Source organism: Streptomyces panacea, from assembly GCF_040560175.1.
In the GTDB taxonomy this organism is placed as follows: Bacteria; Actinomycetota; Actinomycetes; order Streptomycetales; family Streptomycetaceae; genus Streptomyces; species Streptomyces panacea.
The window spans coordinates 1-24,221 of record NZ_JARJHW010000080.1; the positions used below are offsets into that span (position 1 = coordinate 1).

Here is a 24,221-nt window from a genome sequence, read left to right on the forward strand (position 1 = left end):
CCGTCGTCGCCCTCGTGGGCCGGGCGCTCGGTGAGCCGTCGCCGCACCGTGGTCGCCGCGTCGCCGAGCTTCATCAGGAAGCCCGTCGGCAGGAAGACGGCGTCGGCGGCGATCATCGCGAGCGAGAAGAACGGCAGCCCGAGCAGGACGGCGATGCCCGCGTGCTCCAGGATCATGGCCACCAGCAGGACGTTCTTGACGCGCCGGTTGAAGAGTGTGAACGGGAACGCGACCTGCACCATGACGGTGCCGTACGTCAGCAGCAGCACGATCACGCCGCTGGACGCCAGGATGTCGGAGAGGGCGGGCCAGGGGGCGAAGTAGTCCAGGTGCAGCGGGTAGTACAGCGCGGTGCCGTCCTGCCAGCGCGAGCCCTGGATCTTGTACCAGCCGGCCGTGGCGTAGATCAGGCAGACCTCCACCATGATCACGGCGAACGCGGCGTTGTGCGTGAGGTTCGCGATGACGTCCAGCAGCGCGCGCGGCTCGCTCCTCGGCGCGTAACGGTTCACCGCCCACCACAGCCCCTGGGAGAGCCACAGCGTCCACAGCAGCGCCGTCACCCACCACTCTCCGCCGGTCCTGTCCAGCAGCGTGCCCAGCAGGGCCACGCCGAGCACGACCCACAGGAGCGGTCCGACCCGGTCCACCGGCGCGGTCCCGCCGGACGCCACGACGCGCGCGGCGCGGGCCTCCCGGCGGGCGTCCAGCGACCAGACCTGACCGCAGCGGGTGAGCACCAGATAGATCGCCATCAGGTGGATGACGTTGTCGCCGCCGTCGCCCATGAAGATGCTGCGGTTCTGGAGGGACAGCACGCCCACCATGAAGAGCACGGACATGGTGCGGGTGCGCCAGCCGATCATCAGCAGGGCGCTGGACAGTACGGCGGCGGCGTACACGATCTCGAACCAGACGCCGCTGTCGGACCACATGAGCGTGGTGAACGCGCCGTTGCCCGCGATCAGTTGCTGGGCCATGTCCCAGCTCCACGGGCTGCCGGGCCCGTACAGCTCGCGGCGGTTCGGCAGTTCACGCAGCAGGAAGAGGAGCCAGGTGGCGGCGAAGCCGATGCGGACGACGGCGCTCTGGTGCGGGCCGAGGGCCCGGGACGTGACGCGCTGGAGGGCGAGCGCGGCCTTGCGGCTGACGGGTGCCACCGGCGCCACCGGTGCCACCGGTGCCACGGGTGCCACGGGCTCCTCGTGTGCCGGGAGGTCGGGGCGGACTGGGCGGACGGGGCGGCTCATCCGCGGGCCTCCGTACGGCCGTCGTCGGGTACGTCGCCGGTGCCCGCGAGGGCGTTCCCCGCGCCTTGGTCGCGTACGCCTTGGTTCCGTACGCCGTCGGACAGGTCCTCGGGAGTCACGGTCCACCACGGGAAGACGCGGTAGGCAGGCTTCGTGTTGATCTTCTCGTCACTCCACGGGGGCGCCTCGACGAAGCGGGTGGCGGACCTGACCTGGAAACGTTCGACGGGGCCGCCGAGATCGTGCGCCTCCAGGCGCAGCATGACTATCCGGCGTATGTAGCTCTCGGAGAGCTGTCCGCGCAGACCGACGGGACGGGCCTCGTCGTCGTGGGAGTTGACGAAGAAGTCCCAGCCCCGGCGCAGCTCGTTCTGGTCGACATGGCTGGGGAGGGGGTTGCCGCGGATGGCCGCGCCGTCCTCGGCGGTCAGATTGATCCAGTCGGTCGTACCGCGCGATCCGTCCGCCGTGTCCACCTCGGCGCGCACCTCGACGGCGATGTTCTGCTGGAGCGGGTTGGGCGCGAAGAGTTTCCAGTTCTGCTCGAACTCCGGAAAGACCCAGTCGCCCACCTGGGCGCCGTACTTCTTGGAGACCGTGTTGTCGGGCGCGACGTGCAGGAACACCATGGCCACATGGCCCACGGCGACCAGTCCGACGACCGCGAGAGCGAGCGCGGCAACCACTTGGTACGGGAAGGAGAGCCCTGCTATCCCCCGTGAGGGACCGGGCGGTGGCTCCGGTGGTGGACCCGGTGGTGGCTCCGGATTCTCACCCTTGTCGTCGTACGAATCCATCCGCCCCGATCCCCGTCTTTCCACAGTCGGTTATCCACAGGGTTGACACCCTACGGGCCGCCGACCGACCATTGAAGTCAATGAACCGAACGATCGGTCGGTAGGGGGCCCGGATGACGGCAGTGACCGCGGGGACGTCTGTGGAGGCGACGATGGAGACGACGGCCGAGGCACACGAGGCGGCGTTCGACACCGCCGTGGCCGCCGACGAGCGCATCGAGCCCCGCGACTGGATGCCGGAGGCCTACCGCGCATCGCTCGTCCGCCAGATGGCCCAGCACGCCCACTCGGAAATCATCGGCATGCAGCCGGAGGCCAACTGGATCACGCGCGCGCCCTCGCTGCGGCGCAAGGCGATCCTGATGGCCAAGGTGCAGGACGAGGCGGGGCACGGGCTGTATCTCTACAGCGCGGCGGAGACGCTGGGCACGAGCCGGGACGAGCTGCTCGACAAGCTCCACACCGGCCGCCAGAAGTATTCCTCGATCTTCAACTATCCGACGCTGACCTGGGCGGACGTCGGCGCCATCGGCTGGCTGGTGGACGGCGCCGCGATCACCAACCAGGTCCCGCTCTGCCGCTGCTCGTACGGGCCGTACGCCCGCGCGATGGTCCGTATCTGCAAGGAGGAGTCCTTCCACCAGCGCCAGGGGTACGAGTCGCTGCTCGCCCTCAGCCGTGGCACCCCCGCGCAGCACGAGATGGCGCAGGACGCGGTGAATCGCTGGTGGTGGCCCTCACTGATGATGTTCGGCCCGCCGGACGACGAGTCGGCGCACTCCGCGCAGTCGATGATCTGGAAGATCAAGCGGCACTCGAACGACGAACTGCGGCAGCGGTTCGTGGACATCTGTGTCCCCCAGGCCGAGGCGCTCGGTCTCACGCTCCCCGACCCGGCCCTGAAGTGGAACGAGGAGCGGGGACAGCACGACTTCGGGGCGATCGACTGGAACGAGTTCCGCGAGGTCCTGAAGGGCAACGGCCCCTGCAACGAACAGCGGATCAGCCAGCGGCGCCGTGCCCACGAGGAAGGCGCCTGGGTACGCGAGGCGGCGACGGCGTACGCGGCGAAGCACAGCGGCGGCACCGGCGACACCCCCGTCATCGACGCCACCAACGGCACCAACGGCATCGGCGCGGAGAAAGAGGCGACGGCATGAGCGGTTCGACCCAGTGGCCTCTGTGGGAGGTGTTCGTGCGCTCCCGGCGGGGGCTCTCGCACACGCACGCCGGAAGCCTGCACGCCCCGGACGCGGAGATGGCCCTGCGCAACGCGCGCGATCTCTACACCCGGCGCAGCGAGGGCGTGTCGATCTGGGTGGTCCCCTCCGCCTCGATCACGGCGTCCTCGCCGGACGAGAAGGACTCGTTCTTCGAGCCGGCCGGCGACAAGCCGTACCGGCACCCGACGTTCTACGAGATCCCGGAGGGGGTGCGTCACCTGTGAGCGCCCCTACGGACACGGGAGCCCGGACCGCGGCCCTCGCCCTCGCCGACGACGCGCTGATCCTGTCGCACCGGCTGGGGGAGTGGGCGGGACACGCGCCCGAGCTGGAAGAGGACGTGGCCCTCGCCAACATCGCGCTGGATCTGCTGGGCCAGGCCCGGATCCTGTACTCGTCGGTGGGGGACGAGGACGAGCTGGCCTATCTGCGCGAGGAGCGTGCCTTCCGCAACCTCCAGCTGGTCGAGCAGCCCAACGGCGACTTCGCGCACTCGATCGCCCGCCAGCTCTACTTCTCCACCTACCAGCGGCTGCTGTACGGCCGGTTGGCGACCGGCGACGGGCCCTTCGCCGCACTCGCCGCCAAGGCCGTGAAGGAAGTCGACTACCACCAGGACCACGCCGAGCAGTGGACACTGCGGCTCGGTGACGGCACCGCCGAGAGCCATGAGCGGATGCAGCGGGCCTGTACGGCGCTGTGGCGGTTCACCGGCGAGATGTTCGAGCCCATCGGCGACGGCGACGGGCTGGACGGGGTCAACGAGCGGGAGCTGGAGGAGCGTTGGCTCACCTCCATCACCGCCGTGCTGGAGCGCGCGACGCTGACGGTGCCCGACGGACCACGCTCCGGGGCATGGGCGGCGGGCGCGGGCAGACAGGGCCTGCACACCGAGTCGTTCGGCCGCATGCTCGCCGAGATGCAGCACCTGCACCGCAGCCACCCGGGGGCGTCATGGTGACCGGGACGAGCGAGGCGACCGCGCTGGAGCGCGAACTGCGCGCGCTCGCCGGCTCCGTGCCCGACCCCGAGCTGCCGGTGGTGACGCTGGCGGAGCTGGGCGTGCTGCGAGCCGTCCATGTCTTCGGCCCCGGCCGGGTCGAGGTCGAACTGACCCCGACCTACACCGGCTGCCCGGCGATCGAGGCGATGTCCTCGGACATCGAGCGCGTGCTCCACGAGAACGGCATACCGGACGTCTCCGTCGTCACGGTGCTCTCCCCCGCCTGGTCGACGGACGACATCAGCGCCGAAGGCCGCCGCAAACTCGCGGAGTTCGGCATCGCCCCGCCCCGCCCGCACAGCACGGACGGACCGGTGCCGCTCACCCTCGCCATCCGCTGCCCGCACTGCGGCTCGACGGACACCGAGCTGCTGAGCAGGTTCTCCTCCACCGCGTGCAAGGCGCTGCGCCGCTGCTCGGCCTGTCGTGAACCGTTCGACCACTTCAAGGAGTTGTAGATGTTCCATCCGCTCCGCGTCAGCGAGGTCGAGCGGCTCACGGACGACTCGGTGACCGTCACCTTCGCCGTGCCGCCCGAGCTCGACGAGACGTTCCGGCACACACCGGGTCAGCACATCGCGCTGCGCCGCGTCGTGGACGGCGAGGAGATCCGCCGTACGTACTCGATCTGCGCCCCCGCCGGCGAGCGCCCCGTGCTGCGGGTGGGTATCCGGCTGGTCGAGGGCGGCGAGTTCTCGACGTACGCCCTCAAGGAACTCGCCGTGGGCGACACGGTCGACGTCATGGAGCCGACCGGCCGCTTCCTGCTCGCGCCGCGCGCCGGGCACTTCGCCGCGATCGTCGGCGGCAGCGGCATCACCCCGGTGCTGTCGATCGCCTCGACGCTCCTGGCGCGGGAGCCGGACGCCCGGTTCTGTCTGATCCGCAGCGACCGCACGGTGGCTTCGACGATGTTCCTGGAGGAGGTCGCCGACCTCAAGGACCGTTATCCGGACCGCTTCCAGCTGGTCACGGTCGTGTCCAGGGAGGAACAGCAGGCCGGGCTTCCCTCGGGCCGGCTGGACGAGGAGCGTCTGGCGCGGTTGCTGCCCGCGCTGCTCCCGGTGGGCGGTGTCGACGGCTGGTTCCTGTGCGGCCCGCTCGGTCTGGTCAAGGGGGCGGAGCGGGCGCTGCGCGACCTCGGCGTCCGCCGGACGGTGATCCACCAGGAGATCTTCCATGTGGACGACGGCGCGCTGGGCGCGGCCACACCCGCCGCCACCTCGGGCACCCCCGCCGGAGGCACGCTCACCGCGACGCTCGACGGCCGTTCCGGCAGCTGGCCCGTCCGCGAGGGGGACTCCCTTCTGGAGACCGTGCTGCGCAGCCGGGCGGACGCTCCGTACGCGTGCAAGGGCGGCGTCTGCGGGACGTGCCGGGCCTTCCTCGTCTCGGGCGAGGTACGGATGGACCGCAACTTCGCCCTGGAGCCCGAGGAGACGGAAGCGGGTTACGTACTGGCCTGCCAGTCCCACCCGGCCACCGCCGAGGTCGAGTTGGACTTCGACCGCTGACAGCGGCCACCGCGCCACCGGGCCCGCCCGCCTGCCGTCAGCGGGCGGGCCCGTCGACCGGTGGTCCGAGCACGGCCGGGTCGAGGCCACGCAGCCGAAGGAGCCTGCTGCGCGATACACGGATGGTCGTCCTCACCGCGCACGGCAGCGGATACGGACCCGGCACCCCACGGCAGACGGCAGACGTACGACCTCCGGACGCCCTGTCCGCGTACGCACTTCGGCGAACCAGCAGTGGCCGAAGCGAACCTGCTTTTCACGCCCGGCGGCCGGGACGGCCCTGCCCACCGAGGCGAGCCGGGTCAACGGGACGCCGAGGTCGCGCCGGTGACGGCTTGTCAGAGGACGAACGCCGGGTTGCCGTTGTCGGTGACCATCGGGCGCCCCGCGCCGTCCCAGGCCTGCATCCCGCCCTCGATGTTCGCCGCGTCGATGCCCTGCTGCACCAGATACTGGGTGACCTGCGCGGACCGGCCACCGACCCGGCACATGACGAAGGCCTTGCGCCCGTCGGCCACCGCCTCGGTCACCTCACCGAAGCGCGCCACGAAATCGCTCATCGGGATGTGCAGCGCGCCCTCGACATGGCCCGCCGCCCATTCGTCGTCCTCACGGACGTCGAGCACCAGACCGTCGGACGGCACTCCCGCGACATCCACTGCGGGCAGCTGGGCGAAACTCATGTGATGTGCCTTCTCTCTTACGTGTGTGTCCGCCGGTGCGACAGGTACGGCGGGTGCGACAGGTACAGCCTCGCGTACGGGACGCGTTAGCTCTGCACCAACCTGGCCAGTTCGGACTCGCGTCCCGAAACCTCGGCCAGCAGCTGCTCGGCGATCTCCTCCAGCAGCCGGTCGGGGTCGTCGGGCGCCATCTGAAGCATCGCGCCGATAGCGCTCTGCTCCAGCTCCTTCGCCACGAGCGTCAGCATCTCCTTGCGCTGGGCCAGCCACTCCAGCCGGGCGTAGAGCTCCTCGCTCTCGCTCAGGCGCGGCTCCTTGGGCGCGGGCCCCGCCGCCCACTCCTCGGCGAGCTGCCTGAGCAGCGCCTCGTCCCCGCGTCCGTAGGCCGCGTTCACACGGGTGATGAACTCGTCCCGCCGGGCCCGCTCGATGTCGTCCTGCGCCAGATCCGGGTGTGCCTTGCGGGCCAGGTCACGGTAGAGCTTGCGCACCTCGTCGGCCGGCCGCACCCGCTTGGGAGGCTGCACGGGCTGGTCGGTCAGCATCGCCGCGGCCTCCGGCGACAGACCGTCGGAGTCGAGCCAGTCGTGGAACAGCTCCTCGATCCCCGGCATCGGCTGCACCATCGCCCGTGCCTCACGCGCCTTGCGCAGATCCTCGGGGTCGCCCGACCGGGACGCGCGGGCCTCGGCGATCATCGCGTCGAGCTCGTCCAGCCGCGCGTACATGGGGCCGAGCCGCTGGTGATGCAGCCGGGAGAAGTTCTCCACCTCGACCCGGAACGTCTCCAGCGCGATCTCGAACTCGATCAACGCCTGCTCGGCGGCCCGCACGGCCCGCTCCAGCCGCGCCTCCGGCCGCTCGGGCCCCGGCGCCGCCCCGGCGCCCCCGTCCGCCGCACCCGACGCCTCCCCGACGCCCTTCGTGGCGTCCGCGTCCTCGGCGGCATCCGTCGTCGCATCCGGCACGTCTGGCACGTCCTGCTCGTCGTCGTTACGGATCGTCGGCTCCCCGAAGGCGTCCTGCGTCACCCGTCCAGCCTACGGGCGAACGCACCCCACTCCTTCACATCCCTGGTCGCACGACCCCGGTACGCCCCGCGGATCCCGGGCCCCGCCCCGATTCCCGCCGCCGTCACACCCCGAGCTCGGCGGCTATCCGTCCGCTCCTGACTGCCGTCACCAGCTCCGCGTGATCCGCCTCGGTCCGGTCCGCGTACGCGACGGCGAAAGCCGCGACCGCCTCGTCCAGCTGCTCGTTCTTGCCGCAGTAGGCCGCGACGAGCCGCGGGTCCACGCTGTGCGCGTGCGCCCTGGCCAGCAGCGCGCCGGTCATCCGCGCGTAGTCGTCGACCTGGTCGGCCGGGAGCGCGGCCGGATCCACACTCCCCTTGCGGTTCCTGAACTGCCGTACCTGATAGGGCCTGCCGGCCACCGTCGTCCAGCCCAGCAGGTTGTCGCTGACGACCTGCATCCGCTTCTGCCCGAGCACCACCCGGCGCCCCTCGTGCTCCACACCCGGCGTCTCGAACCCCGCGGCCTCCACGAACGGCAGCAGCGCCGACGCCCGCGCCTCCTTCACCTGAAGCACCAGCGGCTCGCCCCGGTGGTCCAGCAGCAGCACCACGTACGACCGCGTACCGACACTGCCCGTGCCGACCACCCGGAACGCCACATCGTGGATCGCGTACCGCGCGAGCAGCGGCAGCCGGTCCTCCGAGAGCGTGCCCACGTACTCACCCAGCGCCGCCGCGACCGCCGCGGCCTCCTCGTCCGGCACCCGGCGCAGCACCGGCGGCGCGTCGACGAAGCGCCGCTGCGCCGTCGCGCCCGCGCTCCCGGCCCCGTCGCCGGCCCCGTCACCGTTTCCGTCGCCGTCCACGACCTCGGTCGACCTGGCGGCGAACCGCGCGCTCGTGTTCTTGCGCGCCTTCTCCGACACCCGCTCCAACGTCCCCACCAGGTCGCGCGCGTCCGTGTGGGAGACGAGCTCCTCGTCGGCGATCGCGTTCCACGCGTCCAGGGCCGACAGCTTCGACAGCAGCCGCATCGTGCGCCGATACGCGCCCACCGCGTCCTGAGCGCCGCGCCGGCACGTCTCCTCGTCGGCGCCGGCCTCACGCCCGGCGAGCACCAGCGAGGTGGCGAGCCGTTTGACGTCCCACTCCCAGGGGCCGACCACCGTCTCGTCGAAGTCGTTCAGATCGATGACGAGGCGGCCTCGCGCGTCCCCGTACAACCCGAAGTTCGCCGCGTGCGCGTCACCGCAGATCTGCGCGCCCGCGCCCGTCACGGGCGTCCCCACCAGGTCGTACGCCATCAGTCCTGCCGCGCCCCGCAGAAACGCGAAGGGCGTCGCGGCCATGCGGCCCACCCGCAGCGGCGCCAGCTCGGGCACCCGGTCGCGGCTCGACTCCTCGACGGCCCGCACCGCGTCCGGCCGCGAGGCCGACAGCACCAGCGAGTCGTGCGAAGACCTCGGCACCCGCTCCCGGAGCGCCCTCCCCGCGTCCTTCGGCGTGCTCCCCGCACCGCCCGGCGTCTCGCGCCGCGCGAAGCCCGGCACCACCGGAATGCGCTCGTCCGTCACCACCGAACCGACCTCACCCATGGCGCGCCGCCTCCCCCGTACTCGATCAACATCAACTGCCCACGACGGTACAGCCGCGCCCCGACGACCGCTCCCCCTGTGGATAACCCCCTAATCCCGCTCCGGGCAGCCGCTCTCGCCCGCCAGATGTTTCTCGGCCCACCGCCCCAGTTCCCGCAGCGCCGGCTCCATCGCCGCCCCCGCCTCCGTGAGCCGGTACGCGACCCGCAGCGGCGGTCCTTCCTCGACTTCGCGCACGAGCAGCCCCGCCGCCGCCAGCTCCGTCAGCCGGTCGGACAGCATGCGTTCGCTGATGCCGGGGATCGCCCGCCTCAACTCCGCGAAGTGCACGGCGCGTTGCAGAAGGACGGACACGATCAGCCCGGTCCACCGCTTGCCGAACAGCTCAAAGACACGCGTCATCCCCACGTCGGCCGGCTTGCACGGGTCCCCGCAGCTTCCCTCCATGCCCCCAGGGTACTGCGGACTCATGAGTACCTAATAAAAAGTAAGCTACTGTGTTATTCATAGGTACGAACGAATCCGCCCATTCCCCACCCATGGAGACCCTCATGGCCACGCTGCTGCACCTCGACTCCGCCGTTTCCCCGCAGGGATCCGCCTCCCGCGACGTCACCGCCGCGTTCGTCCAGGGCTGGCGCGAACAGCACCCGCAGGGCGAGGTCGTCTACCGCGATCTCGCCGCCGCCCCGCTGCCGCACCTGACCATCGCCGCCGTCGCCGCGGGCGCGGAGAACGCGCTGCGCGCCGAACTCGCCGCCGAACTGGCGGCCGCGGACGCGGTTCTCATCGGCGCCCCGATGTACAACTTCACGATCCCGTCCACCCTGAAGGCGTGGCTGGACCACGTGATCATCAATGGCCACAACGCCGGCGAGGACAGCCCGATCAAGGGCAGGCCGTTCACGGTCGTCGCCAGCCGGGGCGGCTCGTACGCGACGGGTACCCCCCGCGAGGACTTCGAGTTCGTCCAGAACTACCTGGAGAAGGTGCTGAACGGGATGTTCGGCGTCGAGGTCGACTTCATCGTCCCCGAACTGACCCTGGCCCACACGGTGCCCGCGATGGCCGACCTCATCCCGCTCGCCGAGGCCTCCCGCGCGAAGGCACGGGAAGAAGCCGCGCAGAAGGCCAAGGCCCTGGCCGCCCGCCTCGTCGCCTGACGCGAAGGCACGGACCGACCGCGAAGGCACGTTCGAAAGCGCACGAACCAAGAGCGCACGGACCGAGAGCGCACGGACCACGACCGCAGGGACCGACAGCCCAAAGACCGAGGGCACCGAAGGCACCCACCGCACGCACACTGACCCGCACCCCAGGCCGTACCGGGTGCGGGTCAGTTCGTCGCCACCCCCGCCCGGTGACATGCGTCACCGCACGAGCCACGCCGCCCATCAGGATCCGGACATACGAGAAACGGGCCCCGCCAGGACTTTCGTCTCTGGCGAGAACCCGTCTCATCGGTTTCTCTGGTGCGCGAGGGGGGAGTTGAACCCCCACGCCCTTTCGGGCACTGGAACCTGAATCCAGCGCGTCTGCCTATTCCGCCACCCGCGCATTGGGTGTGCCGTCCGGTCTCTCACCTGCTGGTGTGATCGCCTGGCGACATCGAAAAGATTAGCACGCTGCACAGGGTGGAATCACATCCGTTTATCTCGGCAACCCTGCCGGGGAACAAGCAACCTGGAGCGGCCTCCCCCACTCCTCCGGAGTGCACCCCGCATGCGGGACACTGTCCTGGAGGCCGCCTCTACGATCCGTGTGAGAGGTGACACTCATCGACGGGGCAGACAAGGGGAACCAGCCGGTTTCCCCACACGTGGATACGATCAGTAAGCAGTACCAGGACGGCAACGACGAAGGAGGTGCCCCATGGGAGTCCTGAAGCGCTTCGAGCAGCGACTCGAAGGTCTGGTCAACGGCACCTTCGCGAAGGTGTTCAAGTCCGAGGTCCAGCCCGTGGAGATCGCCGGCGCCCTTCAGCGTGAGTGCGACAACAACGCCACGATCTGGAACCGCGAGCGGACCGTCGTCCCCAACGACTTCATCGTGGAGCTGAGCGCGCCCGACTTCGAGCGCCTCAGCCCGTACTCGGGACAGCTCGGCGACGAACTCTCCGGACTCGTACGCGACTACGCGAAGCAGCAGCGCTACACGTTCATGGGCCCGATCAAGGTCCATCTGGAGAAGGCCGACGATCTCGACACCGGTCTGTACCGGGTACGCAGCCGCACGCTCGCGTCGAGTTCGTCACAGGGCCCCGAGCAGGGTCCGGGACCCGCGCCCGCCCGCGGAGCGGCCCCCGGCCGGGGGCCCTCGGCCCCGCCCGCCGCACCGGCCGCGTCGCCCGGCGGCTACGGCTACCCGCCCGCGTCCCCGCCTCCCATGCCGCCGACGCCACCACCGGGCGCCGCGCGCCCGGGACAGACCACGCAGCCCCCGTCGACACCGCCCCCCGGGGCGATGCCGGGCGCCCAGGTCCGCCGCTGGATCGAGATCAACGGCAACCGCCACCAGATCTCACGAGCCACGCTGGTGCTGGGCCGCAGCACCGACGCCGACGTACGGATCGACGACCCCGGCGTCTCGCGCCGGCACTGCGAGATCCGGACCGGAACGCCCTCGACGATCCAGGACCTCGGGTCCACCAACGGCATCGTGGTGGACGGACAGCACACCACCCGCGCTACGCTCCGCGACGGCTCGCGGATCGTCGTGGGCCAAACCACCATCGTTTACCGGCAAGCCGAAGGGTGAAGCGGGGGCAATGTCAGAGCTGACCCTGACGGTCATGCGGCTAGGTTTCCTAGCTGTTCTGTGGCTGTTCGTGATTGTGGCCGTCCAGGTCATTCGGAGCGATCTGTTCGGCACACGTGTCACGCAGCGCGGCTCACGCCGCAACGCCGACGCGCGTCCGCCGCAGGGCGCCGCCCGCCAGACCGCCGCGCCTCCCGCGCAGCGGTCGCAGGGCGGGCGCCAGCGCCGGGGGGCGCCCACGAAGCTGGTCGTCTCGGAGGGAATCCTCACCGGCACCACGGTGGCCCTCCAGGGACAGACCATCACCCTGGGCCGGGCGCACGACTCAACGATCGTGCTGGACGACGACTACGCGTCCAGCAGGCATGCCAGGATCTACCCGGACCGCGACGGCCAGTGGATCGTCGAGGACCTCGGGTCCACCAACGGCACGTATCTCGACCGGACCCGGCTCACCACGCCGACGCCGATTCCGCCGGGCTCGCCGATCCGCATCGGCAAGACCGTCATCGAGCTGCGGAAGTAGTACGACAATGAGCGAGCGGAGCGAGCGAGCCGCGGCGGTCCCGACGTGGGACCGCGGCATGCTCCCGACCGGAGGGTGGGCAGTGTGGCTCGAGACCGGCTGGCGCCACATTCGGCTGGCGAACCGACAGGGGAGGCGCGCATGAGTCTTTCTCTGCGCTTCGCCGCGGGGTCGCACAAAGGCATGATCCGGGAGGGGAACGAGGACTCCGGCTACGCCGGACCCCGCCTCCTGGCCATCGCCGACGGCATGGGCGGCCAGGCCGCCGGCGAGGTCGCCTCGTCGGAGGTGATCTCCACGCTCGTGCAGCTCGACGACGATGTGCCGGGATCGGACATCCTCACCTCGCTCGGTACGGCGGTCCAGCGCGCCAACGACCAGCTGCGCGTGATGGTCGAGGAGGACCCCCAGCTGGAGGGCATGGGCACCACGCTCACCGCCCTCCTGTGGACGGGCCGGCGCCTCGGCCTCGTACACGTCGGCGACTCCCGTGCCTACCTCCTGCGCGACGGTGTGCTCACGCAGATCACCCAGGACCACACCTGGGTGCAGCGCCTCGTCGACGAGGGGCGCATCACCGAGGAAGAGGCCACCACCCACCCGCAGCGCTCCCTGCTGATGCGCGCGCTGGGCAGCGGCGACCATGTCGAGCCCGATCTCTCGATCCGCGAAGTCCGCGCGGGCGACCGGTACTTGATCTGTTCCGACGGCCTCTCCGGCGTTGTCTCGCACCAGACGATGGAAGAGACCCTGGCGAGCTACCAGGGCCCGCAGGAGACCATCCAGGACCTCATCCAGCTCGCTCTGCGCGGCGGCGGTCCCGACAACATCACCTGCATCGTCGCCGACGTCCTGGACGTCGAGTCCAACGACACCCTCGCCGGACAGCTCAACGACACCCCGGTCGTCGTCGGCGCCGTGGCCGAGAACCAGCAGCTGCACGCCGCCGAGAGCGACCCGTCGATGCAGACGCCCGCGGGCCGCGCCGCCGGCCTGGGCCGTCCCGTACCGCAGCAGCACCAGCCCCCTCCGGGGGGCTTCGGACCGCCGGGCAGTGGAGACGGGGCAGGTTACGGCGGCATGCCGCCGGACGCCGGCTTCGGGGCGTACAGCGACGACGACTTCGTCAAGCCGCGCTCCGGCCGCAAGTGGCTCAAGCGTTCGTTCTACATCGTGCTCGCGCTGGCGGTCGTCGGCGGCGGTCTGTACGGCGGCTACCGCTGGACCCAGACCCAGTACTACGTCGGGACCAACGACGAGCACGTCGCGCTCTACCGGGGCATCAGCCAGGATCTGGCCTGGGTCTCGCTGTCGAAGGTCGAACAGGACTTCGCCAAGATCGAACTCAAGTACCTGCCGCCGTACCAGCGCAAGCAGGTCGAGGACACCATCGCCGAGGGCAGCAAGGCCTCCGCGCGCACCAAGATCGACGATCTCTCCAAGCAGGCCGCGGCGTGCAAGAAGGACGAACAGCGCCGCGAGTCCGAGCGCGCGGCGAACGCGATCACCGGCGAGGGCGAGGCCGGCGGTACGACCGGGACCAAGCCGCAGACCGACACCAATACCAACTCCAAGCCAGAAACGGCGAAAACAGCGACTCCCACTCCGGGCCCCAGCCTCTCGGAGGAGGAGCAGAAGCTGGCCTCGAACTGCGGTAAGCAGTAGCCGGCCGTAGGGGGCCTACACCACCATGAGCGTTGTCACCAACACGACCACCATCGGCGCGATCGAAGCGCCGAGCCGCCGCAACACCGAGCTCGCGATGCTCGCCTTCGCGGTCATCATCCCGGTCCTCGCCTACCTGAACGTCGGCCTGGCGGTCAACGACGAGGTACCCAGCGGCATGATCGGGTACGGCCTGGGCATCGGGCTGCTGGCCGGTGTCGGCCATCTCGTGGTGCGTAAGTTCGCCCCGTACGCCGACCCGCTGCTGCTGCCGCTGGCCACCCTGCTCAACGGCCTGGGACTCGTCCTCATCTGGAGGCTCGACCAGTCGCCCCGGCTGATCGAGCGCGCGCAACGGCAGTTCGGCGGCTTCACACCCGACGCCCCCAAGCAGCTGCTGTACTCCGCGATCGGCATCGCGCTCTTCGTCGCGGTCCTGCTGCTGCTCAAGGACCACCGCATCCTCCAGCGCTACACCTACATCTCCATGGCGGTGGCGCTGGTCCTGCTGATCCTCCCGGTCTTCTTCCCGGCGGTGAACGGCGCGAAGATCTGGGTCAGCATCGGCCCCTTCAACGTCCAGCCCGGTGAGTTCGCGAAAATCATCATCGCGATCTTCTTCTCGGGCTATCTGATGGTGAAACGCGACGCCCTGGCGCTCGCCAGCCGCCGGGTGATGGGCCTCTACCTGCCGCGCGGTCGTGACCTCGGCCCGATCCTCATGGTCTGGGCCATGTCGATCCTCATCCTGGTCTTCGAGACCGACCTCGGCACCTCGCTGCTCTTCTTCGGCCTCTTCGTCGTGATGCTGTACGTCGCCACGGAACGCACCAGCTGGATCGTCTTCGGCCTGGTGATGTCCGCCGCGGGCGCGGTCGGTGTCGCGACGTTCGAGCCCCACGTCCAGCAGCGTGTGGAGTTCTGGCTCAACCCCTTCGCAGACTCCACGTGGGAGCAGAGCGAGCAGGTCGGCCAGGCCCTCATGTCGTTCGGCGCCGGCGGCACGCTCGGCACCGGGCTCGGGCAGGGCAACTCCGACCTGATCGGATTCGCGGCCAACTCCGACTTCATCCTGTCCACCGTCGGCGAGGAGTTCGGTCTCGCCGGCACGATGGCGTTCCTGCTGATCTACGGCCTGATCGTGGAGCGCGGCGTACGGACGGCGCTCGCCGCCCGCGACCCGTTCGGCAAGCTCCTGGCGATCGGCCTCTCCGGCGCCTTCGCCATCCAGGTGTTCGTCGTCGCCGGCGGCGTGATGGGCCTCATCCCGCTGACCGGTATGACCATGCCGTTCGTCGCGGCCGGTGGTTCCTCGGTGATCGCCAACTGGGCGCTGATCGGCATCCTCATCAGAATCAGCGACACCGCACGCCGTCCCGCCCCGGCGCCCGCCCCGTCAACCGACGCCGAGATGACCCAGGTGGTCCGACCGTGAACAAGCCCCTGCGACGCATCGCGATCTTCTGCGGGCTCCTCGTCCTGGCGCTGCTGGTGCGCACCAACTGGCTCCAGTACGTGGAGGCCGACGAGCTGAACAGCCACGAGCGCAACCGCCGCGTCCTGATCGAGCGGTACGCGAGCGAGCGCGGCAACATAGTGGTCGACGGCAAGCGCATCACCGGATCGGCCAAGACCACCGACACCGACTTCAAGTTCAAGCGGACCTACCTCGACGGCCCGATGTGGGCACCGGTCACCGGATACGCCTCGCAGGCCTTCGGCGCCACCCAGATCGAGAACATCGAGGACGGCATCCTCACCGGCAACGACGACCAGCTCTTCTTCGACCGCACGATGGCGATGTTCACCGGCGACGAGGAGAAGGGCGGCAACGTCGTCACGACCCTCAACGGTGCCGCGCAGAAGGCGGCCTTCGAGGGGCTGGGCAGCAAGAAGGGCGCCGTCGTCGCCCTGGAGCCGAGGACCGGCAAGATCCTCGCGCTGGCCTCCACCCCCTCGTACGACCCCTCGTCCTTCGCCGGTTACGGCGCCACGGACGAGAAGGCCTGGAACAAGCTCGGCAAGGACACCGACAAGCCGATGCTGAACCGCGCTCTGCGCGAGACGTATCCGCCCGGCTCCACCTTCAAGGTCGTGACGGCCGCGGCGGGGCTGGAGCACGGCGTCGTGGACGACATCGACGCGAAGACCAAGTCCCCGCTCCCGTGGATCATGCCGGGCACGAGGACGCCGCTGGTGAACGAGGGCAACATCCCGTGCGAGAACGCGACGCTCAGGGACGCGCTCCGGGTCTCCTGCAACAGCGTCTTCGGCAAGCTCGGCTATGACGTCGGCGCGGACAAGATGCTGGAGACCGCGAAGAAATTCGGATTCAACGAGGAGCAGTTCGTCCCGGTCCGCGCCAACGCCTCGATCTTCCCCGAGGAATTGAACGATTCGCAGACCGCGCTCTCCTCCATCGGGCAGTTCGACACCCGGACCACCCCGCTCCAGATGGCGATGGTCGTCTCCGCCATCGCCAACGACGGCAAGCTGATGAAGCCGTACATGATCGACCAGCTCGAAGCGCCGAACCTGGACGTCATAAAGAAGACCGAGTCCGAGGAGATGGGCCAGCCCCTCAGCCAGGAGCACGCGCAGATGCTCCAGGAGATGATGGAGACGGTCGTCAACGAGGGCACCGGCAAGAACGCCAAGATCGCCGGCGTGACCGTCGGCGGCAAGACCGGTACCGCGCAGCACGGCGAGAACAACAGCAAGAACCCGTACGCCTGGTTCATCTCCTACGCCAAGGGCGAGAACGGGTCGCCGGTCGCGGTCGCTGTCGTCGTCGAGGACAGCGACGCCACCCGTGACGACATCTCCGGTGGCGGTCTCGCCGCCCCGATCGCCAAGGACGTCATGGAAGCCGTGATCGACAGCAAGAAATAGTCGGGATATCCCGCAATGGCCCGGACAGCTGCCGACGCTGTCCGGGCCATTGTCGGACCGGACGGCGGATCGGACTGCGGACCGCCGATAAACGCGGGACAAGTTTCCCTCTACACCGACCCGGCGGGCAGAGCGGCGGAATTTCCGGAGAATCGAAATTCGGCCGCCGATGTCCTGCCGGTGATCTGTCTCACTATCGGAGACACAAGCATTACGACCGATATGTGGCCATTCAAGTACCAGTCCTGTATCAGCTACCAGGGACGGTCGGACCGGATGCGGCGTGCCCGGTAGCGTATGCGCGAACAGCACACCGCCGGACCGCACACCGGTGCGGTCGGGACAGACGGAGAGGGCTGGAACAGTATGGAAGAGCCGCGTCGCCTCGGCGGCCGGTACGAGCTGGGCTCGGTGCTCGGCCGTGGTGGCATGGCCGAGGTGTACCTCGCGCACGACACCCGGCTCGGCCGCACCGTCGCTGTGAAGACGCTGCGGGCCGATCTCGCCCGCGACCCGTCCTTCCAAGCCCGGTTCCGCCGAGAGGCCCAGTCGGCCGCCTCGCTCAACCACCCCGCGATCGTCGCTGTCTACGACACGGGTGAGGACTACGTCGACGGGGTGTCCATCCCGTACATCGTGATGGAGTACGTCGACGGGTCCACCCTGCGAGAGCTGCTGCACTCCGGGCGCAGACTGCTGCCCGAGCGCACGCTGGAGATGACCGTAGGGATCCTCCAGGCGCTGGAGTACTCGCACCGCGCACAGATCGTCCACCGAGACATCAAGCCGGCCAACGTCATGCTGACGCGCACCGGCCAGGTCAAGGTCATGGACTTCGGCATCGCCCGCGCCATGGGCGACTCCGGCATGACGATGACCCAGACCTCCGCCGTCATCGGCACCGCGCAGTACCTCTCCCCCGAGCAGGCCAAGGGCGAGCAGGTCGACGCGCGCTCGGACCTGTACTCGACCGGGTGCCTGCTCTACGAGCTGCTGACCGTGCGCCCGCCCTTCATCGGGGACTCACCGGTCGCCGTCGCGTACCAGCACGTACGGGAGGAGCCGCAGGCTCCGAGCAACTTCGACCCCGAGATCACGCCCGAGATGGACGCGATCGTGCTGAAGGCGCTCGTCAAGGACCCGGACTACCGCTACCAGTCGGCCGACGAGATGCGCGCCGACATCGAGGCCTGCCTCGACGGCCAGCCCGTCGCGGCCACGGCGGCGATGGGCTCCGTCGGTTACGCGGGCGGCTACGGCGGCTCGGACGACCAGCCCACCACGGCCCTGCGCGCCGCCCCGCCCGGCGGCGGCCAGACGTCGATGATGCCGCCGGTCAACCCCGACGACGGCGGCGGCTACGGCAACTACGACGACCGTCCGGACCGGCGCCGGCAGAAGAAGTCCAACACCTCGACGATCCTGCTGATCCTCGCCGGTGTCCTGGTGCTCGCGGGCGCCATCCTGATCGGCAAGGCGGTCTTCGACGGCGACAGCGGCGGTTCGGACCGGATCGACGTGCCGCAGCTCGTGGGGGAGACGTTCGAGGAGGCGAAGGGGCTGGCGAGCAACGCGTCGGTCGAGCTCGCCCAGTCCGGGACGGAGCGCTGCGACCAGCCCAAGGGCGCCATCTGCTCCCAGACGCCCAAGTCCGGCGGGAAGATGAACCAGGGCGACACCATCCAGGTCGTCGTCTCCGAGGGTGCGCCGAAGGTCCAGGTGCCCGACGTCGCCGACAAGGCGGTCGAGGACGCCACGAACACCCTTGAGGAAGCGGACTTCCGGGTCGAGACCAAGCAGGTCGAGAGCGACCAGGACCCGGGCACGGTCGTCAGCCAGAAGCCCAACGGCGGCTCGGAGGCGGAGAAGGGCTCGACGGTCACGCTCTCCGTCGCCAAGCAGGCACAGGTCCTGGTGCCGCCCGTCACGGACAAGCCGTTCGAAGAGGCGAAGAGCCAGCTCGAAACGCTCGGCTTCACGGTCGCGCGCACCGAGGTGGACTCCGAGAAGGCGGCGAACACCGTCGTCGGCCAGAGCCCGACAGGCAACTCCAAGGCACCGAAGAACAGTCAGGTCACGCTCCAGGTCTCGAAGGGCCCGCCGCAGCCGGAGAAGGTGCAGATCCCCGGCGACCTCGGGAACAAGACCTTCGCCGAGGCGAAGGCCCAGCTGGAAGGCCTGGGCCTGGCGGTCGCACTGGCGCCCAACTCGCCGAACGACCCCAACGCGCGAGTGATCGGGACCAACCCGCCCGGCGGCCAGCCGGTCGACAAGGGCAGCACCGTGACGCTGTTCGTGGCTCCCACGGGCGGCGGCGGGGACAACGGCGGCGGTGACATCGGAGGCTTCATCGGAGGCGGGAGAGGCAACCAGGACTGAGGTCCCCGCTTCATGAGGAGTTGAAGAAGCCCCGGCATCCTTAAGAGGATGCCGGGGCTTCTTCGTGTCTCGCGCGCTCTGCTCCGAGCGCTTCCTCTTCCGCTTCCGCTCGGCTTCGGTCGCCTTGCCGCGGCCGTCCCGGTCGCCGTGGCTCAGGTCCGGTGCCGTACGGGACGGCGGATCCCGCGTCGTACGCGGCGGCTCAGCCCAGTTCGTCCGGCACCGTGCGGTTCTCGTCGACCTTCTCCGTGCGCTCCAGCTCGGCCCACACGATGTAGCGGTAGTCGGACGTGTAGACGGGCGTGCACGTCGTGAGCGTCAGATAGCGGCCGGGCTTCTTCTTGCCCGACTCCTTCGGGACCGGCTGGAGCACGTCCACGTTGTACTTCGAGGTCTTCGGGAGATCCTTGAAGACCTTGTAGACGTACCAGGTGTCCTTCGTCTCGAAGACGACCGCGTCACCGGTCTTGAGCTTGTGGATGTTGTGGAACTTCGCGCCGTGCCCGTCGCGGTGCGCGGCCAGCGAGAAGTTCCCCTGCTTGTCCGCGGGCAGCGCGGACTTGACCGGGTCGGTGTAGTAGCCGGCGACGCCGTTGTTGAGGGACTTGAGGTCCGTGCCCTTCTTTACGAGGATCTCGCCGCTGTTCATCGCGGGCACGTGCAGGAAGCCGATGCCGTTCTTGATGTCGAGGGCGCCCGGCCCACCGCGGCCGTCGGCCCAGCCGTCGCGTACCTCGTTGCCCTGCTTCGTGGCCTCGCGGTCTGCCAGCACATTCGTCCACCACAGCGAGTAGACGACGAAGAGACCGAGCACCAGGCCCGCGGTGATGAGCAGTTCGCCGAAGACGCTGACGGCGGCGGCGCCCCGACCGCGCCCCGGGCGGACCGGCGTGGGCGTCGGGGCCGGAGCGGGCTCAGGTTCGGGGTCGCGGCCGGGGGCCGGGGAATCGGGGTCCGAAGGCTCAGGCTCCGAGGACTCCGGCTCCGAAGACCCAGCAGCGTGCTCGACCACCCCGGTTGTCGCGGATGTATCGTTTTTCCCGGCTTCCTCGGGTGTCCCCGCATGCCCGTCGTCGCGCCCTGTTCCCGCTGCCACAGCACCCGTCCCCTGGTCCCTGGTCTCCGTCGTGATTCGTTCAGCCGACGAGAGCGTCGGGCTTTCCCTTGTCGCGTGGCCGTTCCTCAACCATCTTGCCCCACACGATCATTCGATACGTACTGGTGAATTCCGGCGTACAGGTCGTCAACGTGATGTATCGCCCCGGCTCCGAGAAGCCGGAGCCGGGCGGAACGGGACCGATCACGCCCGTGTTCGACGGCGCGGTCTGCGGGAGGATGCTCGCCATGTCGTAGGTGAAGTACGCGTCCTGCGTCTCCACGATGATCTTGTCGCCGGGCTCCAGGCGATTGATGTACCGGAACGGTTCACCGTGCGTGTTGCGGTGTCCCGCGACCGCGAAGTTGCCCTGCTTGTCGGACGGCATCGCCGTCTTGAGCCTGCCCTGCGAGTAGTGCCCGACCATGCCGCGGTCCAGGACCTTCGCCTTGTCGATGCCCTCGGCGATCGGAACCACCACGTCGAGCCTGGGGATGTGCATGATCGCGAATCCCTGGCCGGGTTCGAAGACACCGGGCTGACGGCCCTTCGCCCAGCCCTCCTGGATCTTGTCCGTCTCCTTGCCCGCGTACAGATCGGCCTGGATGTTCGTCCACCACAGCTGGTACGTGACGAACAGCAGCATCAGCACACCGAGGCTGATGAAGATCTCGCCGACCGCGCGGCTGAGGATCACCCCCGGACTGTCCTTGAGAGCACGGGCGGCCCGCCGCGCCTCGACGCGGGAGAGCGGCCTGGCGGGCGCTGAGGGGCCCGGAGCACCCTCGGGGCCCCCGGCGCCCGGCGGGCGCGTACGACCGCGCCCACGGCCGCCCTTGGCCGCCTTACGCCGCTCGGCACGGCCGCCGGTGGGCGGTTCGGGCCGCACGGGTCGGTCGTCCGGGCCGGCCTCGGAGGCTGAGACGGTGGGCAGGAGGGCCGTGGCCTCCTCGGCGCCCCCGGCGCTCACGTCTTCCCGGACGGGGACGTACGCCGGACCGGGATCCGGCCGGGGGGCGGGCACCGGCGCGGTTACGGGCGGCGCGGTCACGGGCGCGGGCGTCGGGACCGGCACGGGCACCGGCTCGGGGGCGACCTGCGCCGCCCAGTCCTGCCCGTACTCGGCCGGCGCCTGCGTCGTGTACGGATACGGCCCGTACCCCGACCACTCCCGCTCCGCGGACGGCGGCCCCGATATCCCGTCACCCGCCGCCCAGGGTCCGGGCGACGAAGGCTGCGCGGGAGCCGGGAAAACCGCGGGAGCCGCGGGGGTCGCGGGCGGCGGGACAGGAAGCGGCGCGGCGCCCTGCCCGGGAAGGGGATCGTTCAACGGATCCGCGAGTCCGTCCACCGCCGCCTCGAACGCGCCTTGTTCCTCGTACGGTTCCCGCTGCTCGTACGAGGCGCCGTATCCCGCGTCGTGCTCGGGGCGGAGTGCGGTCACGCGACCGCCTTGCCCACCACCGGCGCCAGGCCCGCCGACCGGCCTACGGCGCCCGGATCACCGCACTGCGCCAGCCAGTTGGCCAGCATCAGGTGACCGTGTTCGGTCAGCACGGACTCGGGGTGGAACTGCACGCCCTCGACGGGCAGTTCACGGTGGCGCAGGCCCATGATGATGCCGTCGGCCGTGCGCGCCGTGACCTCCAGCTCGTCGGGCAGTTCGGCGGGCTCCGCCGCCAGCGAGTGGTAGCGGGTCGCGGTGAAGGGCGAGGGCAGCCCGGCGAACACGCCCTTGCCCTCGTGGGTGACCGGCGAGGTCTTGCCGTGCAGCAGCTCGGGGGCACGGCCGACCACGCCGCCGTACGCCACCGCCATCGACTGCATGCCGAGGCACACCCCGAAGACGGGCACGCCGGTGGCGGCGCAGTGGCGCACCATGTCGACACAGACACCCGCCTGTTCGGGCGCGCCGGGACCGGGGGAGAGCATCACCCCGTCGAAGCCGTCCTGGGCGTGCGCCGTCGACACCTCGTCGTTGCGCAGCACCTCGCACTCCGCGCCGAGCTGGTACAGGTACTGGACGATGTTGAAGACGAAGCTGTCGTAGTTGTCCACGACGAGAACGCGGGCACCGCTCACGGGGTGCCTCCCGCGCCGGTCACCGTCGCGTCCCCGAACGGGAGGATCGGCTCCGCCCACGGGAAGACGTACTGGAACAGCACGAAGACGACCGCCAGCGACAGCACGAGCGCGATGACCGCCCGCACCCACACGTTGCCCGGCAGATGCCGCCAGATCCAGCCGTACATGCTGTCCCTTCCGTTCCGTACCCGTTCCCCGCCCACGCCGCCGTACCGGCGTGCTCGGTACCGAACCAGACTAAGGGGCCGGGGGGTCACGTGGGCGGCGCATGGTCAGGTGTGCCGTTGCCCTCTTCCTTCTTACGGAAGGCAGCCGCGAGTGCGACGGGGCCGAATCGCCCGGCCGGGCTACTTCACCGGCTTCGCGTAGTGGAGATCCACGGTGCCCGTGTAGCCGGGAAGCGTGGTCTGCGCGTGCTCGTCGACCTTCCAGCCGAGACCGTACGCCTGGACGTACAGCTGGTAGTTCTGGATCGCCGGCGAATCGTCCAGCGCCTTGCGGAGCTTGCCCTGGTCCCCCACGGCCGTGATCTTGTACGGCGGTGAGTAGACCCGGCCCTGGAGGATCAGGGTGTTGCCGACGCAGCGCACGGCGCTGGTGGAGATCAGCCGCTGGTCCATGACGCGGATGCCGCTCGCGCCGCCCTGCCAGAGAGCGTTGACGACGGCCTGGAGGTCCTGCTGGTGGATGACCAGGTCGTTGGGCTGCGGCTCGGGGTAGCCCGGATTGGCCGTGGCGTCCGGCGGGGCGTCGTCCAGGGTGACGGTGAGGGCCCGGCCCGAGACCTTCTTGGTACCCGCCGCGTTCTCCAGACCACGGAGTCTGGCGTCCTCCGCCTTCGTGGAACCGTCGTCGCGGTTGGCGAGGCCGTCGACGTTCTCCCGTACGACGCCGGTGGACTCCTCCAGCTCGGCGTTCTTGTCGCTGCGCTCCTGGATCAGGTCCGAGAGCTTGAGCAGGGAGTCGTCCGTACGGAGGTTGGTGCCCTTCGCCGTGTTGAAGCTGGTGACGAAGATGAGGCCGGCCAGGGCGAAGACCCCGGCCGTGAGCAGCCGGACCGGCCGCCAGATCGGTCGGCGGACCGGCCCTTCGGGGGAGTCGGCAGAATTGCTCAACGTACCCTTATCTCCTTAGGCGCCGCGGAAGCACTACGCTAACGGACGCCCGGGGGAGGCAGCGTTCCCCCTGCTCCTCACCCCCGGCACACCGTTTCAGTTACCTGCGCGGTCACGCAGCGCATCGACAGGAGAGTCCCTCGTGCCGAAGTCACGTATCCGCAAGAAGGCCGATTTCACGCCGCCCCCCGCGGCGAAGCAGTCGACCACGATAAAGCTGTCCAACCGGAGCTGGGTCGCGCCGGTCATGCTCGCCCTGTTCCTCGTCGGGCTGGCCTGGATCGTCGTCTTCTATGTGACCGAGGGCTCGCTGCCGATCGACGCCTTCGGGAACTGGAACATCGTGGTCGGCTTCGGGTTCATCGCCGCCGGCTTCGGTGTCTCCACGCAGTGGAAGTAGCGGCGGCGGCCGGCGTCAAGCTCTGCCCAGAGACTTATCCACAGCGCTGTCCACAGCCGGGGGAAAAGGTCTGACGATCTGTGGATAACTCCACGGCAGGTTGACGCCGGTGTGACTGGAACACCCGCTTCGGCCGATGTGATGAAGCGTCTCGCCCCTTGTCCCTGCTGGGAAAACCCTGATCAGCGACAAGGGGCACTGATGTTCCCCCACAGATTGCACAAGA

The 24,221-nt window shown here is 69.6% G+C and carries 24 protein-coding genes and 1 tRNA gene; 13 read left to right on the forward strand and 12 right to left on the reverse strand.

Translation table 11 applies throughout. The annotated features are described in order from the left end of the window. Together P3L51_RS19820 and P3L51_RS19825 are read right to left on the reverse strand one after the other, a co-directional pair. Nucleotides 1-1,250, reverse strand: a 1,250-nt coding sequence (locus P3L51_RS19820; protein ID WP_354606595.1) for an HTTM domain-containing protein, incomplete at its 3' end; no start/stop codon positions are given. Further along, nucleotides 1,247-2,047 carry a DUF5819 family protein gene (locus P3L51_RS19825; protein ID WP_354606596.1) on the reverse strand — a complete coding sequence of 267 codons (801 nt, stop codon included), beginning with the start codon at nucleotides 2,045-2,047 and terminating at the stop codon, nucleotides 1,247-1,249. The genes P3L51_RS19825 and P3L51_RS19820, both read right to left, overlap by 4 nt. A 113-nt stretch (nucleotides 2,048-2,160) precedes the next feature. On the opposite strand from P3L51_RS19825, the gene paaA reads away from it, so the two are divergent. From paaA to P3L51_RS19850, 5 genes are read left to right on the forward strand one after another with little or no spacing between them, the layout of a single operon-like run. Beyond that, entirely contained in the window at nucleotides 2,161-3,207 is a 1,047-nt protein-coding gene (gene paaA, locus P3L51_RS19830; protein WP_435594486.1) for a 1,2-phenylacetyl-CoA epoxidase subunit PaaA, read from the forward strand. After that, a complete protein-coding gene (paaB, locus tag P3L51_RS19835) occupies nucleotides 3,204-3,494 on the forward strand; it encodes a 1,2-phenylacetyl-CoA epoxidase subunit PaaB (protein ID WP_189106154.1) in 291 nt (96 codons plus the stop codon). The genes paaA and paaB overlap by 4 nt, the downstream gene beginning before the upstream one ends. After that, on the forward strand, nucleotides 3,491-4,231 hold the full coding sequence (paaC, locus tag P3L51_RS19840) for a 1,2-phenylacetyl-CoA epoxidase subunit PaaC (RefSeq protein WP_354606597.1): 741 nt from the start codon (nucleotides 3,491-3,493) through the stop codon (nucleotides 4,229-4,231). The genes paaB and paaC overlap by 4 nt, the downstream gene beginning before the upstream one ends. Next, a complete protein-coding gene (gene paaD / locus P3L51_RS19845; RefSeq protein WP_354606598.1) occupies nucleotides 4,225-4,731 on the forward strand; it encodes a 1,2-phenylacetyl-CoA epoxidase subunit PaaD in 507 nt (168 codons plus the stop codon). The genes paaC and paaD overlap by 7 nt, the downstream gene beginning before the upstream one ends. After that, on the forward strand, nucleotides 4,732-5,787 hold the full coding sequence (locus P3L51_RS19850) for a 2Fe-2S iron-sulfur cluster-binding protein (RefSeq protein WP_354606599.1): 1,056 nt from the start codon (nucleotides 4,732-4,734) through the stop codon (nucleotides 5,785-5,787). A 338-nt stretch (nucleotides 5,788-6,125) separates the two neighbouring features. On the opposite strand, the gene P3L51_RS19855 is transcribed toward P3L51_RS19850, so the two are convergent. From P3L51_RS19855 to P3L51_RS19870, 4 genes are all read right to left on the reverse strand, one after another. Further along, the gene (locus P3L51_RS19855; protein ID WP_354606600.1) at nucleotides 6,126-6,470 is read right to left on the reverse strand and encodes a rhodanese-like domain-containing protein; all 345 of its coding nucleotides are present in this window, start codon (nucleotides 6,468-6,470) and stop codon (nucleotides 6,126-6,128) included. A gap of 86 nt (nucleotides 6,471-6,556) precedes the next feature. After that, on the reverse strand, nucleotides 6,557-7,501 hold the full coding sequence (locus P3L51_RS19860) for a J domain-containing protein (RefSeq protein WP_354606601.1): 945 nt from the start codon (nucleotides 7,499-7,501) through the stop codon (nucleotides 6,557-6,559). Between the two features lie 103 nt (nucleotides 7,502-7,604). Beyond that, complete coding sequence (locus tag P3L51_RS19865; protein ID WP_354606602.1) at nucleotides 7,605-9,080, reverse strand: DUF2252 domain-containing protein; 1,476 nt, start codon at nucleotides 9,078-9,080, stop codon at nucleotides 7,605-7,607. A gap of 90 nt (nucleotides 9,081-9,170) precedes the next feature. Continuing rightward, entirely contained in the window at nucleotides 9,171-9,527 is a 357-nt protein-coding gene (locus tag P3L51_RS19870; protein WP_354606603.1) for a winged helix-turn-helix transcriptional regulator, read from the reverse strand. A gap of 104 nt (nucleotides 9,528-9,631) precedes the next feature. Between P3L51_RS19870 and P3L51_RS19875 the strand changes: the two genes are divergently transcribed. Then, a complete protein-coding gene (locus P3L51_RS19875; protein WP_354606604.1) occupies nucleotides 9,632-10,243 on the forward strand; it encodes an FMN-dependent NADH-azoreductase in 612 nt (203 codons plus the stop codon). A gap of 307 nt (nucleotides 10,244-10,550) precedes the next feature. Here P3L51_RS19875 and P3L51_RS19880 read toward each other — a convergent pair. Next, nucleotides 10,551-10,637: transfer RNA gene (locus P3L51_RS19880), tRNA-Leu, on the reverse strand. A gap of 315 nt (nucleotides 10,638-10,952) precedes the next feature. On the opposite strand from P3L51_RS19880, the gene P3L51_RS19885 reads away from it, so the two are divergent. From P3L51_RS19885 to pknB, 6 genes are all read left to right on the forward strand, one after another. Beyond that, the gene (locus P3L51_RS19885; protein WP_354606605.1) at nucleotides 10,953-11,837 is read left to right on the forward strand and encodes an FHA domain-containing protein; all 885 of its coding nucleotides are present in this window, start codon (nucleotides 10,953-10,955) and stop codon (nucleotides 11,835-11,837) included. A 10-nt stretch (nucleotides 11,838-11,847) separates the two neighbouring features. Beyond that, nucleotides 11,848-12,363: an FHA domain-containing protein FhaB/FipA gene (locus tag P3L51_RS19890; RefSeq protein ID WP_354606606.1), complete on the forward strand. Its 516-nt coding sequence runs from the start codon at nucleotides 11,848-11,850 to the stop codon at nucleotides 12,361-12,363. Nucleotides 12,364-12,504: 141 nt separating this feature from the next. Then, the gene (locus P3L51_RS19895; protein ID WP_354606607.1) at nucleotides 12,505-14,028 is read left to right on the forward strand and encodes a PP2C family protein-serine/threonine phosphatase; all 1,524 of its coding nucleotides are present in this window, start codon (nucleotides 12,505-12,507) and stop codon (nucleotides 14,026-14,028) included. A 25-nt stretch (nucleotides 14,029-14,053) separates the two neighbouring features. Continuing rightward, nucleotides 14,054-15,463 carry an FtsW/RodA/SpoVE family cell cycle protein gene (locus P3L51_RS19900; protein WP_354606608.1) on the forward strand — a complete coding sequence of 470 codons (1,410 nt, stop codon included), beginning with the start codon at nucleotides 14,054-14,056 and terminating at the stop codon, nucleotides 15,461-15,463. Then, complete coding sequence (locus tag P3L51_RS19905; RefSeq protein WP_354606609.1) at nucleotides 15,460-16,920, forward strand: peptidoglycan D,D-transpeptidase FtsI family protein; 1,461 nt, start codon at nucleotides 15,460-15,462, stop codon at nucleotides 16,918-16,920. The genes P3L51_RS19900 and P3L51_RS19905 overlap by 4 nt, the downstream gene beginning before the upstream one ends. A gap of 366 nt (nucleotides 16,921-17,286) precedes the next feature. Then, nucleotides 17,287-19,299: a Stk1 family PASTA domain-containing Ser/Thr kinase gene (pknB, locus tag P3L51_RS19910; protein ID WP_354606610.1), complete on the forward strand. Its 2,013-nt coding sequence runs from the start codon at nucleotides 17,287-17,289 to the stop codon at nucleotides 19,297-19,299. 202 nt (nucleotides 19,300-19,501) lie between these two features. Here the strand turns inward: pknB and P3L51_RS19915 are convergent, their stop codons facing one another. The 5 genes from P3L51_RS19915 to P3L51_RS19935 form a co-directional block, all read right to left on the reverse strand. After that, on the reverse strand, nucleotides 19,502-20,311 hold the full coding sequence (locus tag P3L51_RS19915; protein ID WP_354606611.1) for a class E sortase: 810 nt from the start codon (nucleotides 20,309-20,311) through the stop codon (nucleotides 19,502-19,504). Between the two features lie 124 nt (nucleotides 20,312-20,435). Next, on the reverse strand, nucleotides 20,436-21,839 hold the full coding sequence (locus P3L51_RS19920; RefSeq protein WP_354606612.1) for a class E sortase: 1,404 nt from the start codon (nucleotides 21,837-21,839) through the stop codon (nucleotides 20,436-20,438). Next, entirely contained in the window at nucleotides 21,836-22,477 is a 642-nt protein-coding gene (locus P3L51_RS19925) for an aminodeoxychorismate/anthranilate synthase component II (protein WP_354606613.1), read from the reverse strand. The genes P3L51_RS19920 and P3L51_RS19925 overlap by 4 nt, the downstream gene beginning before the upstream one ends. Beyond that, nucleotides 22,474-22,647, reverse strand: a complete 174-nt coding sequence (locus P3L51_RS19930) for a hypothetical protein (protein ID WP_354606614.1) — start codon at nucleotides 22,645-22,647, stop codon at nucleotides 22,474-22,476. The genes P3L51_RS19925 and P3L51_RS19930 overlap by 4 nt, the downstream gene beginning before the upstream one ends. A gap of 180 nt (nucleotides 22,648-22,827) precedes the next feature. Beyond that, nucleotides 22,828-23,595 (reverse strand): DUF881 domain-containing protein, encoded by a 768-nt coding sequence (locus P3L51_RS19935; RefSeq protein ID WP_354606615.1) that lies wholly within the window; start codon nucleotides 23,593-23,595, stop codon nucleotides 22,828-22,830. Nucleotides 23,596-23,737: 142 nt separating this feature from the next. On the opposite strand from P3L51_RS19935, the gene crgA reads away from it, so the two are divergent. Then, nucleotides 23,738-23,995, forward strand: coding sequence for a cell division protein CrgA (crgA, locus tag P3L51_RS19940; RefSeq protein WP_354606616.1), 258 nt, complete (start codon nucleotides 23,738-23,740; stop codon nucleotides 23,993-23,995). Nucleotides 23,996-24,221: the final 226 nt, after the last annotated feature.

Bases quoted from the DNA above. Each gene is read 5' to 3' on its own strand.
- P3L51_RS19895 (WP_354606607.1), top strand. From the start codon at position 12,505: ATGAGTCTTTCTCTGCGCTTCGCCGCGGGGTCGCACAAAGGCATGATC.
- P3L51_RS19865 (WP_354606602.1), bottom strand. From the start codon at position 9,080: ATGGGTGAGGTCGGTTCGGTGGTGACGGACGAGCGCATTCCGGTGGTG.
- P3L51_RS19825 (WP_354606596.1), bottom strand. From the start codon at position 2,047: ATGGATTCGTACGACGACAAGGGTGAGAATCCGGAGCCACCACCGGGT.
- P3L51_RS19930 (WP_354606614.1), bottom strand. From the start codon at position 22,647: ATGTACGGCTGGATCTGGCGGCATCTGCCGGGCAACGTGTGGGTGCGG.
- P3L51_RS19875 (WP_354606604.1), top strand. From the start codon at position 9,632: ATGGCCACGCTGCTGCACCTCGACTCCGCCGTTTCCCCGCAGGGATCC.
- P3L51_RS19885 (WP_354606605.1), top strand. From the start codon at position 10,953: ATGGGAGTCCTGAAGCGCTTCGAGCAGCGACTCGAAGGTCTGGTCAAC.
- pknB (WP_354606610.1), top strand. From the start codon at position 17,287: ATGGAAGAGCCGCGTCGCCTCGGCGGCCGGTACGAGCTGGGCTCGGTG.
- P3L51_RS19900 (WP_354606608.1), top strand. From the start codon at position 14,054: ATGAGCGTTGTCACCAACACGACCACCATCGGCGCGATCGAAGCGCCG.
- P3L51_RS19890 (WP_354606606.1), top strand. From the start codon at position 11,848: ATGTCAGAGCTGACCCTGACGGTCATGCGGCTAGGTTTCCTAGCTGTT.
- P3L51_RS19870 (WP_354606603.1), bottom strand. From the start codon at position 9,527: ATGGAGGGAAGCTGCGGGGACCCGTGCAAGCCGGCCGACGTGGGGATG.
- P3L51_RS19855 (WP_354606600.1), bottom strand. From the start codon at position 6,470: ATGAGTTTCGCCCAGCTGCCCGCAGTGGATGTCGCGGGAGTGCCGTCC.
- P3L51_RS19850 (WP_354606599.1), top strand. From the start codon at position 4,732: ATGTTCCATCCGCTCCGCGTCAGCGAGGTCGAGCGGCTCACGGACGAC.
- paaD (WP_354606598.1), top strand. From the start codon at position 4,225: ATGGTGACCGGGACGAGCGAGGCGACCGCGCTGGAGCGCGAACTGCGC.
- paaB (WP_189106154.1), top strand. From the start codon at position 3,204: ATGAGCGGTTCGACCCAGTGGCCTCTGTGGGAGGTGTTCGTGCGCTCC.
- paaA (WP_435594486.1), top strand. From the start codon at position 2,161: ATGACGGCAGTGACCGCGGGGACGTCTGTGGAGGCGACGATGGAGACG.